Genomic DNA, 14,147 nt, shown 5'->3' with positions numbered 1-14,147 from the left:
ACCGGTCACCTGCGGCGAATGCGGCGATCCGCCTTGCTGTTGATCAAGACGGCTGCCGCGCGCTCGGGGTTGCTCGTGCGCGGCGAGTTTCCGGGAGAGGCGACGAGAGGGCCCGGCGGGCGTCATGCTCCGCAGCTGCTCCCCCGGAGTGCCAGTGCGACAGTCAGAGTTCCGCGTCGAAGACGTCGAGCCACGCCGCGCCGTCCACGCTCTCGCCGGGCCGGGGCAGCGACAGCGCCGCCCAGATGACCTTCCCCTGGGGCGTGTAGCGGGTGCCCCAGCGGTCGGCCATCTGCGCGACGAGGAACAGGCCGCGGCCTCCTTCATCCATCGTGGCCGCATACCGCAGATGGGGCGATGTACTGCTGCCGTCGGCCACCTCGCACGTCAGGGTGCGGTCGCGCAGCAGTCGCATCGTGACCGGCGCGGAGCCGTAGCGGATGGCGTTGGTGATCAGCTCGCTGAGCACCAGCTCCATGGCGAACGCGAGCTCGGACAGGTCCCATTCGTCCAGCTTCTCGGCAACGGCGGCACGCATCCCGGCCACGGCGGCCGGATCGAACGGCACGTCCCAGCTGGCGACGTGGTCGGCCGGAACCGCCCGGGTGCGGGCGATGAGCAGCGCCACGTCGTCCTTCGGCCGGCCGGGCAGGAGCTCGTCGAGCACCGCCTGACAGCTCTCCTCCGGCGTCCGGTCGGGATGGGACGACAGGGCCTGACGCAGCAGCTCGATCCCCACGTCGATGTCCCGGCTGCGGTCCTCGATGAGCCCGTCGGTGTAAAGGACGAGTTGCGTCCCCTCTGCCAGCTCCAGCTCGGCGGCCTCGAACGGCATACCGCCCAGGCCCAGGGGCAGCCCGGCCGGCAGATCGGGGAACGACACACTGCCGTCGGGGTGGACCAGCGCGGGCACGGGGTGCCCGGCCCGCGCCATGGCGCAGCGGCAGGAGACGGGATCGTAGATCGCGTACAGGCAGGTGGCGCCCATGACCCCCGCACCGACGGTCGCGCCGGCCTCCTCCTGGTCGATACGCCCGACCAGGTCGTCGAGGTGACTGAGGATCTCGTCGGGCGGCAGGTCGAGGGTGGAGAAGTTGTGCACCGCCGTGCGCAGCCGTCCCATCGTGGCGGCCGCGTGCAGGCCGTGGCCCACGACATCGCCGACGACCAGCGCCACCCGATTGCCCGGAAGCGGGATCACATCGAACCAGTCCCCGCTCACCCCGGACAGCGCAGGCAGGTAGCGGTGGGCCACATCGAGGGCGCTCTGCTCGGGCAGGGCCCGCGGCAGCAGGCTGCGCTGCAGAGCCACGGCCAGGGTGTGCTCACGGGTGTAGCGGCGGGCGTTGTCGATACTGACCGCCGCCCGGGCGACCAGTTCCCCGGCCAGGGACAGGTCGTCCTCCTCGAACGGCTGGGGTTTCTCCGAGCGCCAGAAGTTGGCGACGCCGAGGATGACGCCCCGCGCCTGGAGGGGCACTGTGATGAGCGAATGGATGCCGTACTCGACGATCATCCGGGTCCGCGCCGGGTCCTGGGCAAGCCAGCCGGGCGCGGCGGACAGGTCGGGCACCAGCTCCGACCGGCCGCTGCCGAGGCCCCTTGCCTGCGGTGTGGAGGGAAGGAACTCGATCAGGCGGTCGAGTTCATAGAGGGGATGGTCGTCCCGGATGCCGTGGACGGCGGTGCGGCGCATGTCGCCCGTACCGGCCGGCTCCTCCCCGCGCAGGACCGGGTCGGCCAGATCGACGGTGACGAAGTCGGCGAATCGAGGGACCGCGACCTTCGCCAGTTCCTCGGCCGTACGCACCACGTCGAGGGTGGTACCGATGCCCAGACCGGCGTCGTACAGCAGTCTCAGCCGCTCGCGGGCCATCTCCGCCCTGCCGTACAGCGCCCGCAGCTCCGTGGAGTCACGCAGGGTCGCGACCGTCCCCTTGGGGCCGCCGTGACGATCCGTTGGCCGCTGGTTCACCACAAGCAGCCGCTCCCCGGCCAGGTGCACCTCGTCCGTGGCCACGCGGCCCGAGGTCAGCAGCTCCACCGTGCTGGGATCAAGGCTGGGCAGTTCCGAGATGTGCCGCCCCTCGGCGTCGGGCGGCACCTCCAGAAGCCGCCTGGCCTCGTCGTTCGCCAGCAGCAGCTGACCGGCGTTGCCGACGATGAGCACACCTTCGCGGACGGCGTGCAGCACAGCGTCGTGATGCTCGTACATACGGGTCATCTCGGCCGGGCCCAGACGGTGCGTCTGCCGCCGCAGCCGCCTGGCCACCAGCGCCGTCCCGCCCGTGGCCAGGGCGAGCGCGGCAGCTCCGGCGCCGAGGATGATCGGCAGCTGCCGGTCCACCACGCTGCTCACGTTCTTGACCTTCAAGCCGGCGGACACCAAGGCCACGACTCGGCCCTTGCCGTCGAAGATGGGCACGACCGCCTGCACCTCGTGGCCGAGCGGACCGTGGACGCTCTCTGTGTACACGCGGCCGGCCAGCGAGGGCTCGATGGTGCCGACGAACCTCTTCCCGATCCGGTCCGGCTTGGGATGCGTGTAGCGGATCCCCTTCGTGTCCATCACCACGATGAAGTCGACGCCGGCCGCCTTCCGCCCCGCCTCGGTCAGCGGCTGGAGCACCTTGGAAGGATCAGGAAGCTTCAGCGCGGCCAGCACCCCCGGAGAGTGCGCGAAGGTCTCCGCGACGGCAACAGAACGGTGCTTCGCCTCCGTGCTGCTGTCGTGCCGGGACTGCAGCACAAGCGCCAGCACCGCGGTCGCCACGAGCAGCACCACGACAGCCACCTGCAGAGCGAAGACCTGCCCGGCCACGCTCCGCGGATATTTATCGGCCAGTGACCGAACCGGTGCGTTCCGGAATCGGTCGAGACGTTTGACCACGTTAACCGTTCTAGCACCGCGAGGTGCCCTGCGGCACATTGATGGTCTGCTGACGGGCCGAGAGCATCCAGCGGCCGACCGGACGCTGACCGTGAGGTGTCAGCGGGCTTCGCTCAGTTCGAGCAGATGACCGTCGGGATCGCGGAAGAAGCACCGGACCTCCGCACCGTGGTCCACAGGCTGAGTCAGGAAATGCGCGCCGCGGGCGCGCAGCGTGGCGTAGGCCGCTCGGCAGTCGGCCACGCGGAAGGTCATCTCATGGCTCACCCGGTCTGCGTCTGCGGGCGGGGTGAACGTCACGGTGGGCTTGTCCTCGGTGGGCCCGCCGCCGGTGACCAGCAGCATCCAGGTCCCGCAGAGGCGCAGTACAGCGCTGGTTCCGCCGTATTCGCGGACAATCTCGGCGCCCACGACGTCGCGGTAGAAGTCGCGGGACCGGGCGAGCTCGCTGACCACCAGCAGATGGGTCAACTCCGCTCCGTTGGGGAAGTCCGTCGTCATCTGCGGTCCCTTCGGTCGTACGGTCCCCGAGGAACCCGTACCAGCTCCGCTGCAGGCAGGGGCGGATCGTGTCCGTTGAGAAGATCCTGACTCCACTGGTCGCACTGCGCATCCACGAGGGCCGGTGCTCAGCGCAGAGGCAGCACCAGTTCGGACGGGTCGTTCTCCGGCGAGCCGAACGACACCTTGCTGCCTATCGGGGAGCGACCTCCGTACAGCGGGTCCTCGGTGTCGAGGACCAGGGCCAGCCGGTGTCCCGCGGGCAGGTCGTAGGCCGTGGCGAAGAGCTGGATGTCGAGGGGGAAAGCCTGCCCCGGCGTCCTGCCGGTCCAACTCTGCGGGGCGTGGCTGATCAGCTTCCCCACGCCGAGGGGGTTCACGTCGTAGAGGTAGCCGATCACCGTGCCCTCGGGCGCGGAGGCGGTGCCGGTCGTGTGCAGCTTGACGGCTCCGCGGATGTTCTGCGTGGCCGCGTACGGCGCCGACTCCCATACGGCTCCGGCCCAGCGGGGAATGAGCGGTACAACGACGACGGGAGGCAGCTTCACGAGCTGGTCGAGCAGCCCGGACACTTCGGTGATGCCGCCGTCGGCTCCCGAGTTCGTACCCCCGGCGACGGACGTCCACCACCCCGTCCCCACGGTGCCGCCGCTCCCGGGTGTACCGCCGCCGAGCGCACCGGTACCGAAAGCGTTCGCTCGGCCGAGCTGCAACCGCTCGGTCCGGGAACTGACCGCCTGCCAGGACGGATAGGTCTCCTGTGCACCGGTGGGCCGCACTTCCAGCTCCACCGGAGGCCGGGGTGTGCCGCCGCTGCTCTTGAGGTGCTCGTCGAACCAGCGAAGCGCGCTCGCCCAGGTGGCGTTGTCCAGCCCCAGCAGGCCGGTGACCTCCTGCGTGGCATGGTCGCCGGGACGCAGCTCGATCCGCTTGGGGCCGGTCAGCTTCTGGTAGAAGGCAGTGATCTGGCTGGGGTTGAAGATGCTGTCCCCCCATGCACTGGCAATGAAGACGGCCGTGCCGTTGGCATTGATGCGGTCCACGTACGCGCCCGGGGATCTGGTCCGCGCCCAGTTGACGACTTCGGGCGCGTTGCGGTCGGCGAAGAGGTCGGTCAGCATCCGATGGAACTCGGCGCTCTGGCGTCCGGTGGGCACCTGTACGGCAGTGAGTGCGGCGGCGGCCTGCAGATGCCGGGTCTCGCCGCTGTACAGCGAGTCGGCCAGGTCGCCCCAACCGCTCATCGCGGCCACCGCTTTGATCCGCGGGTCGGCGGCGGCTCCCATCAGGGTCAGGCCGCCGCCCAGGGAGAGACCGGTCATGCCGATACGCTGCGGATCGGCCGGAGTCCGGGCGAGGACCCAGTCGATGACCGACGAGATGTCCGCCACGTCCTTGGGTCCCGCGACGTCGACCTCTCCTCCGGAGAACCAGAAGCCGCGGACCGTGTAGGTGACCACGACGTAGCCGCCTGAGGCGAGCCGCTTGCCCTGGAGGATGTACTCGTAGTCGTTCTGTCCCCAGCTGGCCGGCTGCACGATCACCGGGTAGCGGCCGTACACGTCGGCGCCGGGTGTGCCGGGGGCGGGGGTGAAGACGTTCGCCTTGAGGACGACGCCGTCCTTCATGGGGATGTCGGCGAGGCGGAAGGAGGGCACCGCCGCGGCGTGGGCAGCCGCGCGCTCCGGCCCCTGGTCCGCCGACGTGGGCGCCGCCTGTGCTGCCGGTGCCGCAGCGACTGTTCCGACGAAGACGAGTGCCGCGGCAACCGCGGCACTCGTCGTCCGGACACTGGCGCGGTGTCCGCCGGGGCGTTGCGTTCGTCTCACTGGGGCTCCATCTGGTTCAGACCGTCGTGCCAGGCAGGCACGCCATCTGCGGGGTGATCGGAGCGTAGAGGTGCAGAAACGGCCGCAGTGAGACAACGATCAGCCAAATTACCGACGGGTAGGGATCGGGAGGCCGCCCGCCCTCGCCCCGACCGTCGGGTTGCCCGTACGGCGGCCTCAGCTCACCAGTCCCCGTCCGTCACCGGCCTCCCGGGCGGCGGCGCGTCGCCGAGGGGCTTGACCTGGTGGGCGCCGGGCGGGGCCCACGGGGTGTGGTCGTCGCCGAGCCAGTCACCGACCGGCTTGACCTGGCTCAGAGCGTCCGTCGGCGCGAGATCGGTGCCGTCCTCGTCGTAGTAGTCGAACCAGGGGAGCCCCGCGCGGGTGTAGGCGGCACGGTCGACGGGCGACGGCGGCGCCTCCTCACCGGTGATACGGCGCCACTCGGGCGGGGTCACCAGATGGACGAACACCCGGCCGGAGGGGTCCTCGGCCCAGTCGGACAGGGGCCGGTCGTCCTGGTAGACCTCCTGCCGCATCGCGCCGCCCGCTCCCAGTCCCATCGCGGCCGCCGGCCGGGGCGGGGGCGGCCCGGCCGGAGCTGCCGGTGGGGCCATGGCTACGGGGAACGCCGCACCGTAGCCGCCTCCCGGTGCGCCGGCCGGTGCGCCCGGCGCGGCCATCGGTCCCCCGGTCCATGCCGATGCGGCGGCCGACCGGGCGCGTGCCGCCCGCTCCGCCTCCACGCGCTGCTCCTCGCGCCAGGCATCGAGCGCCGGCCCGGACAGCGTGAACGCCTGGAGCTGCACCCCTCCCGTGGTCTCCTCGCCGGTGATCTGTCCCTCCACTGTGGCGCCCAGACCGAGTGGCACAGCGACGAACTGACGCACCGTCCCCTGGCCTGAATTGATGCCGTCCAGCCACGGTTGCCGGGGCAGCACCACATAGTTCTGCGGCTCGCGCGTCAGCCTGCCGGTCCACCGCTGACCGGAAACAGCACACACCTTGCCCACGCCGATCTGGAGCGCCGCCGGTTCCCGGCTGCCCGCGAAACTCAGCCACATGGCCTCCCGCAGGTACACCGGCAGCATCACGCCGCCCCGCGCGAGCCACTGCTGCGGCACCGTGTCGGGAAAATCCTCGACGCGCCGCACCGGGAACTCGCCAAGTCCCGGCGGCAGCGGATGTGTCCCCGACTCCGGCAGGCGCAGCGTACGGATGAAACGGATCTGCACCCCGCCGCCCGGCAGCAGACTGTTGCCGTCGATACGCACGGCACTGGTGGCCACGGCGAACTCCCCTCTCCTCAGCACCTCTTCCGCTGCTACCACGCCCTGCTGTCCGTCCCGGTTCCGTTCAGCAGGTACGGGAGCGGACGCGTTCCGAGCGCACCTTCCCAAGCGGGCAGTTCAGGCCGAGGTCTTCACCGGCTCCGGGTCCCCGGGCCCTGTCCTCACGGGCTCGTTGAGGCGCTTGCCGAGCAGGACGAACAGCAGGATGAGCCCGACCGTGAGGATGATGTGGCCCAGGCCGGCAATCCACGACACGGCCTCGGGGACATGGTTGCCGAGCACAGTTTGGGTGCCGCGGAAGAGCATCATGAGGACGGTGATCGCGATACCCGCGTTGTAGAACCAGAAGAAGTACGTGAACTGCTTCGCCTCGGACAGCTGGAACTGCTTGTCGAGGGCGAGGACTATGAGGAAGCCCAGCATGCCCAGGGCGAGCAAGTGGGTGTGTACGACCGACAGCTGAGTATCGCCCTCAAAGTCGTTGAGCTTGGTGATCTCCCGGTAGTACAGCCCGGAGATCACTCCGAGAATCATGTACACGTGTGCCGCGTAGTAGGACTTCCGCATCTCGCGCCCGCTCCCTACTGATCAAATCCGGTGCTGACGCGGGTCATTGAAGCACTTCGGGCAGGCCCCCCCGGAGACCTTTCAAGTCCCGCGTGCTCCTCGGCAAGCAGCAGAGGACCGCTCCCGGGCCGTACGGCCGATGTGCACCGTACGGCCCGGGCGATCCCATCATTCCCGTCAGCTGCGCAGCGGGCCTTCGCAGGTGTAGTCGGCGCTGCCGGCACGCCCGTCGGACCAGAGGTCGACCTTGCCGAAGTGGCAGTTCATGTCGGCCAGATTGGTGGACGCGGGCAGAGCCCGGTCCAGGATGAAGTAGTCGACCGTCTCCGACATGTCCTTGAAGACGCCATCGGGACTCGTGGAGTCGGTCAGGCGCGCGGTGATCCGGCCGGTGCAGACGAAGCGGCGCATCGTCTTGTCCGGTGCGGTCGTGCAGGTGGGGGTGAGCTGAGTGGCGGCGGCGAAGGAGGAGCGGACCGCCTCGGCCGAGGAGTCCCTCAACCGGTCGTTCGGGGTGAACGTGGTGTTCGGCACGAAGAGCTTGTCCACCTTGCCGATCTGTGCGTCCAGGAAGCTGTCGTACGCGCCCTGCAGCGCGGCGTCCTGGCCCAGGCGATTGCGCCAGGCGTCGAAGCCTGCCGGGTCGTTGGCGCGCAGATATCCGTACATCTCGCGCATCAACGACGGCCGCTCGGTCCACAGGAACTCGAAGAAGGTGCCCGCGTAGTCGTAGAAGCGGAAGCCGTCGCCGTCGTAGGTGGCGTGCAGCAACTGCTGGACGGACATGCGCGGTCCGCCGCCCGCCGTGTCTTCGATGACGCCCTGGACCAGCGACTTGCGGACGGCGATGCCGTCGTCTCGGGTGGCGCCGTCGAAGAACTCGGCCGTGCCCTCGTCCATCGCGGTGGTGCGATCCCCCTCGTACCAGGAGCCGTCCCCGAAGTAACCGGGAACCGCCCAGCGGCCGTTGAGGTAGTGCGTGTACTCGTGGCGGAAGAGCTCCTCAAGGGTGAGCGAGGAGTCCTGCGGAACGCGCCGTTGGTACGTGTAGAAGGTTGCGCCACGCTCGATGTAGATGCCGCCGTTGTTGGTGCCCATGCCGGTGAGCAGCGGGTGGTACGTCTCGTAGTCGGCGCGCGAGGCATAGAGCACGATGTTCAGCGAGGTGTTGGTGTCATCGGCCAGCGGTGCATCGGTGCCGAGGACGCGGTGGAATTGCGCCTTCACCTGCTTGCTCGCGTAGTAGAGCTGATCGACGGTGGCCCGGCTCAGTCCGGTACGTACCTTCAGGCCGCCATTGTCGTAGAAGTACGTGTTGGGGAAGATACGGCGCTCGATGTCCGCCTTGCACACCCCGTACTGCTTGCAGGCCTCGAAGGTGTTGAGCCAGCTCGCCACCTTGGCCCAGGGCTGGCTGCCCTCGCCGAAGTTGCGCGTCGTGACCGGCAGCAGTGCGCCCAGGCCCGCGACGGTTTCGGACTTCAGCGCGTCGATCTGGCCGAAGCGGCCGTACTCACCGAGCGCGTCCCGCACGACCCACTCGTTCGGCGTGCCCTTGAGGTGGATGTAGCCGGCGAACTTCTTGAAAGCGCCTCGGTAGGTCGCATTGCGGGCGACCAGCGTGCGGAAGGAGGTGTCGTTGTTGCCCGGGTAGATGCCCAGATAGTTGACGGAGAGCCCGGCGAGCGCGGCACCGCCCCACGCCGGGTCCTTGTAGGTGGTGGTGTGGTACTGGTCCATGGTGGCCAGCACCTTCTGGATCAGGCCCAGCTGGGAGTGGCGCAGGCCGGGGCCGCTGCCCGCGTAGAGCGCCTCGCGCAGGGTTTCGGCGTTGGTGCGCGTCACGTCGAAGGAGCGGGACGCCGTCCCGAAGGCATTGATGCCGCGGCGCATGGCTTCGGTGGTCGGGGCGTCGGTGACGTCGATCTCGGTGCGCGAGAAGTCGTGGTACACCACGGCGTGGAGATAGGTGAGCATCTCCAGCAGATGGCTGCCGTTCTTCCCGTTGTGGGCCGGGGCGAGCGTGGATATCCGGCGGGAGACGGCCTGGACGTGGGCATCGGACATGACCGGCGCGAGGCGGGCGTCCCAGGTCCAGATGAGGCCGCGCAGACAGCCGTCGGCGGTGACGGACGGATCGGCGAGGAAGTCGGCGAACTGATCCGGGGTGAGGCCGGTGACGCCGTCGAGGGTGCAGGGGACCGCGTTCGTGCCGGCCGCCGCCTTGGCCTTGCCCGTCGTACGGGGGCCGGGGACACGGCCCTCCGGCAACCCGCCGGGGGCGGGCGCGGTGCGGACCGTGGCCTTCGGCGCCCTGGCGAGGCGTTCCACCTCGTCGTGCGGGTCGTGGCGGTCAACGGGTCCGGCGGGGGCGGCGGTTCGCTGCGAGTGGACGGGCGCCGCCGAGACCTGGCCGAGCTGACCGAATGTGGCCAGCAGCGCCGCGGCTGCTGTCACTGCGGCGATTAAAGGTCTGCGTGCGTATCTGCGTCGAGACACCGATGTCTCCTGAGGGGGGTTTGGGGATGAAGTGCTGTGCCACAGGCGGCAGTTGAAGCGAGAGAACCCACTACCGCGCCATGTGATGCGTAACGTAGTAATGTGAAATTGCACAGCACAACCCCTGTGCACACCCCACTTCGCCGGACCTAGGACCGAAAGACAGGCCCTAGCCCCCAGGGAGACGAATTACATGACAGAACAGGCGCTCCGCACCGGGAGCCACGACATGACGCCTTCCGCAGACCTGCAGGCGTTCATGGCCCGCGACTGGGAACCCAGCCCGCTGCCCGGCGACCTCCTCCTGCCCGCCGCCCGGGTCACCCCTTCCCGCCGCGCCCGGCTGTCCGCCCGCTTCCCCGGTGAACGGCTGGTGATCCCGGCGGGTGAACTCCAGGTCCGTTCGAACGACTGCGACTACCGGTTCCGCCCGCACAGCGCATATGCCTGGCTGACCGGACTGACCGGCGAGGACCAGGCGGGACACGTACTGGTGCTGGAGCCGTCGGGGCCCGGCAGCCACGAGGCCGTGCTCCATGTCCGGCCACGCTCCCCGCGCGACGACAGCGAGGAGTTCTACCGGGACCGCCGCTACGGCGAGTTCTGGGTCGGCCGGCGCCCCGACCTCGGCGAGGCGGAGCGGATGACCGGCATCCGCTGCGAGCACCTGGATGCGTACGGAAAACTGCCTCCCGGCCGCGACCCGTCGCGCGACAGGGAACTCGCCTCCGCGCTGAGCGAACTGCGGCTGGTCAAGGACGCCTGGGAGGTGGACCAGCTCCAGCTCGCCGTCGACCACACCACGTCCGGTTTCGAGGATGTCGTGCGGGCGCTGCCGCGAGCCCTGACACATCCGCGCGGTGAGCGCTGGATCGAGGGGGTCTTCGGGCTGCGCGCCCGCGCCGAGGGCAACGGCACAGGTTACGACACCATCGCGGCATCCGGCGCGCACGCCTGCGTACTGCACTGGATACGCAACGACGGCCCGCTGGACGCGCGGGAGCTGTTGCTGCTCGATGCGGGCGTGGAGACCGACTCCCTCTACACCGCCGACATCACCCGCACTCTTCCGCTCTCCGGGCGCTTCTCGTCCGTTCAGCGGCAGGTGTACGAGCTGGTGCTGGCCGCCCAGGAGGCGGGGATGGCCGCACTCAGGCCCGGCGCGAGCTTCCGGGACTTCCACCGGGCAGGCATGCGGGTGATCTCCGAGGGACTGGCCGAGTGGGGAATTCTGAAGAGCCCGGAGGGCGATCTGCACCGGCGCTACACGCTCTGCAGCAGTGGCCACATGCTCGGACTCGATGTCCATGACTGCGCGCAGGCCCGGGTCGAGACCTATCTGGACGGCGTGCTGACGGAGGGCAGTGTGCTCACCGTGGAGCCGGGCCTGTACTTCCAGCCGGACGACGAGACGCTGCCGGCCGAGCTGCGGGGCATCGGAGTGCGGATCGAGGACGACCTGGTGATCACCGGGGATGGTGCCCGCCTGATGTCCGGCGCACTGCCGCGGACACCCGACGGAATCGAGTCCTGGATGGGCGCGCTCCTCGACGGCTGACCGCCGCCCCGCGGTGCGCGTCCGGCCGGGCCTGGGAGGACCTTGGCAGAGAAAATGCCATGTGACATATTACTCTCGTGCCCACAGGAAAATCGCCGGACATCGTCGTCATCGGGGCCGGGGTGATCGGCGCGGCCTGCGCCTACTACGCCGCTCGGTCCGGCCTCTCCGTCACCGTGATCGACCGCGGCCCCGTCGCGGGCGGCACGACCGGTGCGGGTGAGGGCAATCTGCTGGTCTCCGACAAGGAGCCCGGCCCCGAACTCGAACTGGCGCTGCTGTCCGCCTCGCTGTGGCGGGAGCTCGCCGAAGCGCTGCCGCCGGACATCGAGTTCGAGGCGAAGGGCGGACTCGTCGTCGCCTCCGACGAAACCCGGCTGACCGCGCTGCGGGAGTTCGCCGCGGCGCAGTCGGCCGCCGGGGTGAAAGCGCTGGAGGTACCGGGCGACTCGTTGCACGAACTGGAGCCGCACCTCGCTCCGGGCCTGCCGGGAGCGTTCCACTATCCGCAGGACGCACAGGTCCAGCCCGCGCTCGCCGCGGCCCACCTGCTGCACGCCTCCGGCGCCGAAGTGCGGCTCGGCGAGGAGGTCACCGGGATCCTCACCGGCTCCTCGGGCGAGATTCGCGGTGTGCGGACCGCCTCCGGTGAGCTGCACACACCCCATGTGGTCAACGCGGCGGGCACCTGGGGCGGTGCAGTGGCCGGCCTGGCCGGCGTCTCACTCCCCGTCCTGCCGCGGCGCGGATTCGTACTCGTCACGGAGCCTCTGCCGCGCCTGGTGCGGCACAAGGTGTACGCGGCGGACTATGTGGCCGATGTGGCCAGCGGCTCGGCCGAGCTGCAGACCTCGGCCGTGGTCGAGGGCACCCCGGCGGGCCCGGTCCTGATCGGAGCGAGCCGCGAGCGGGTCGGCTTCGACCGTTCGCTCTCGGTGGAGGTACTGCGTCGGCTGGCCGCGCAAGCGACCACGCTCTTCCCGGTGCTCGCCGGGGTATCCGCGATGCGCACGTACGCGGGCTTCCGCCCGTACCTGCCGGACCACCTCCCCGCCATCGGTCCGGACCCCAGGGCTCCGGGCCTGTTCCACGCCTGCGGGCACGAAGGCGCGGGCATCGGCCTGGCTCCGGCCACGGGCCTGCTCGTCGCCGGCATGCTGAGGGGCAGCGAACTCCCGTTGCGGGCAGAGCCGTTCGCGCCGGACCGCTTCGAGGACCAGCGGTGACCGAAGACCCGTCACGGCAAGGAAGGAACAGCATGCCCACCCCCGCGGAACTCGTCCACGCCACTGGGCAGTCCTCGTTCGAGATCACGATGGACGGGCGCCCCCTGACCGCCCTGCCGGGACAGTCCGTCGCCGCCGCGCTGTGGGGCGCGGGCATCCTCGCCTGGCGGACCACCCGGGTCGGGGGCCGTCCGCGCGGCGCGTTCTGCGGGATCGGGCAGTGTTACGACTGCCTCGCCACCATCAACGGGCAGCCGAACCGGCGGGCCTGTCTGGTGCCGGCCCGGCCCGGCGACGCCGTCACCACTCAGGAAGGGCACGGCCGTGGCTGACCCGTACGACCTCGCGGTGATCGGCGCCGGGGCCGGCGGGCTCGCGGGCGCCGTGACCGCTGCCGAACTGGGTTTGCGTGTTGCCCTGCTGGACGCGGAGGCCCGGACGGGCGGGCAGTTCTACCGGCATCCCGACCCCGGGCTCGGCGCCGCGCGCCCCGAGAAGCTGCACCACGACTGGGCGGCGTTCACCCGGTTGCGGCGGCGGCTCGGGGACAGCGGCGCCGACCATCTCGCCGGGCACCATGTCTGGACGGTGACCCGCGGGCGGGAACTGTGGGACGTGCACGCAGTGACCGGGGACGACGGCGCCGATGAGCGGCCCGTACGGGTGCGCGCCCGCGCCGTACTGCTCGCCACCGGGGCCTATGAGCGGCAACTCCCCTTCCCCGGCTGGACGTTGCCCGGCGTGGTGGGCGCCGGTGGGGCCCAGGCCATGCTGAAGGCGGGTCTTGTCCTGCCCGGCAGGCGCATCGTCGTGGCCGGGAGCGGGCCACTGCTGCTCGCCGTCGCCTCCTCACTGGCCGCCGCGGGAGCGCGCGTACCGGAGGTGGTGGAGGCGTCCGGATATCTCGGATACGCACGCCGGCCACGCGCCCTCGCCACCAACCCGGGCAAGCTCAAGGAAGCCGCCGTCCATGGGGCGGCCCTGCTGCGCCACGGGGTCCGGGTGCGCACCCACAGCGCGGTCACCCAGGTGCACGGCACCGACCGCGTGGAGGGCGTCACGGTCTCCCGGCTCGACCGCGACTGGCGGCCGCTGCCCGGCACGGGCCGCCGGATCGCGTGCGACGCACTCGCCGTGGGACACGGGCTCGTGCCGCGGATCGAACTGGCCACCGGCCTCGGCTGCGCCGTCCGGCGTACGCCGGACGGCACCTTCGCCCTCGCGCTGGACGAGTACCAGGAGACCTCGGTGCCCGGCGTCTGGGCCGCGGGTGAGACCGGAGGCATCGGCGGCGCTCTCCTGGCGCTGGCCGAGGGGGAGCTGGCGGCCCGGGCGATCGCCGCACGGCTGCGTGGCACACCGGGCGTCAGTGACACGCTGCGCCGCCGCCGGACCCGGATGCGGGCCTTCGCCGACGCGATGGGCGCCGCACACGCGCCCGGCCCGGGCTGGCTCGAATGGCTCACCGACGACACCGAGGTCTGCCGCTGCGAGGAGGTCACCGCGGGTCGGATCCGCGCGGCCGTGGACGACCTCGGCGCCCGGGACGCGCGCAGCGTGAAGCTCATGACGCGCGCGGGCATGGGCTGGTGCCAGGGCCGCATGTGCGGCCAGGCCGTGACGTGCCTCGCAGGCGGGACCGACTCCCCCGAACGCCGCCCGCTCGCCACTCCGGTCCCGCTCGGTGTGCTGGCCGAGCTCGACCCCGCCGATTGAACCGCCGATACGGAGCCTTGCACGCTCCGTATCGGCATTAATAAAATGTCACACCTTACGGAAAGGCTC

The 14,147-nt window shown here is 70.5% G+C and carries 10 protein-coding genes; 4 read left to right on the top strand and 6 right to left on the bottom strand.

Annotation, left to right across the window (positions count from 1 at the left end):
- Positions 1-163: 163 nt before the first annotated feature.
- From OG729_RS37730 to OG729_RS37705, 6 genes are all read right to left on the bottom strand, one after another.
- Positions 164-2,929 (bottom strand): SpoIIE family protein phosphatase, encoded by a 2,766-nt coding sequence (locus OG729_RS37730; protein WP_405810598.1) that lies wholly within the window; start codon positions 2,927-2,929, stop codon positions 164-166.
- Positions 2,930-2,989: 60 nt separating this feature from the next.
- On the bottom strand, positions 2,990-3,391 hold the full coding sequence (locus OG729_RS37725; RefSeq protein WP_405810596.1) for a VOC family protein: 402 nt from the start codon (positions 3,389-3,391) through the stop codon (positions 2,990-2,992).
- A 128-nt stretch (positions 3,392-3,519) separates the two neighbouring features.
- Positions 3,520-5,220: a CocE/NonD family hydrolase gene (locus tag OG729_RS37720; RefSeq protein ID WP_405810594.1), complete on the bottom strand. Its 1,701-nt coding sequence runs from the start codon at positions 5,218-5,220 to the stop codon at positions 3,520-3,522.
- Between the two features lie 182 nt (positions 5,221-5,402).
- Positions 5,403-6,509, bottom strand: a complete 1,107-nt coding sequence (locus OG729_RS37715; protein ID WP_405810592.1) for a hypothetical protein — start codon at positions 6,507-6,509, stop codon at positions 5,403-5,405.
- A gap of 120 nt (positions 6,510-6,629) precedes the next feature.
- Positions 6,630-7,079: a DUF2871 domain-containing protein gene (locus OG729_RS37710; protein WP_405810591.1), complete on the bottom strand. Its 450-nt coding sequence runs from the start codon at positions 7,077-7,079 to the stop codon at positions 6,630-6,632.
- A 177-nt stretch (positions 7,080-7,256) separates the two neighbouring features.
- Positions 7,257-9,578, bottom strand: coding sequence for a collagenase (locus tag OG729_RS37705; protein ID WP_405810589.1), 2,322 nt, complete (start codon positions 9,576-9,578; stop codon positions 7,257-7,259).
- 229 nt (positions 9,579-9,807) lie between these two features.
- Here OG729_RS37705 and OG729_RS37700 point away from each other — a divergent pair, with 229 nt between their 5' ends.
- The 4 genes from OG729_RS37700 (at position 9,808) to OG729_RS37685 (ending at position 14,078) form a co-directional block, all read left to right on the top strand.
- The gene (locus OG729_RS37700; RefSeq protein WP_405810587.1) at positions 9,808-11,136 is read left to right on the top strand and encodes an aminopeptidase P family protein; all 1,329 of its coding nucleotides are present in this window, start codon (positions 9,808-9,810) and stop codon (positions 11,134-11,136) included.
- 77 nt (positions 11,137-11,213) lie between these two features.
- On the top strand, positions 11,214-12,362 hold the full coding sequence (locus OG729_RS37695; protein WP_405810586.1) for an NAD(P)/FAD-dependent oxidoreductase: 1,149 nt from the start codon (positions 11,214-11,216) through the stop codon (positions 12,360-12,362).
- A gap of 32 nt (positions 12,363-12,394) precedes the next feature.
- A complete protein-coding gene (locus OG729_RS37690) occupies positions 12,395-12,694 on the top strand; it encodes a (2Fe-2S)-binding protein (RefSeq protein WP_405810585.1) in 300 nt (99 codons plus the stop codon).
- Positions 12,687-14,078: an FAD-dependent oxidoreductase gene (locus OG729_RS37685; RefSeq protein WP_405810584.1), complete on the top strand. Its 1,392-nt coding sequence runs from the start codon at positions 12,687-12,689 to the stop codon at positions 14,076-14,078. The genes OG729_RS37690 and OG729_RS37685 overlap by 8 nt, the downstream gene beginning before the upstream one ends.
- The last annotated feature ends 69 nt before the right edge of the window (positions 14,079-14,147 follow it).

The sequence above is a fragment of the Streptomyces sp. NBC_00210 genome (genome assembly GCF_045160975.1).
Lineage (GTDB): Bacteria > Actinomycetota > Actinomycetes > Streptomycetales > Streptomycetaceae > Streptomyces.
This window is presented reverse-complemented; position numbering and strand designations above follow the sequence as displayed.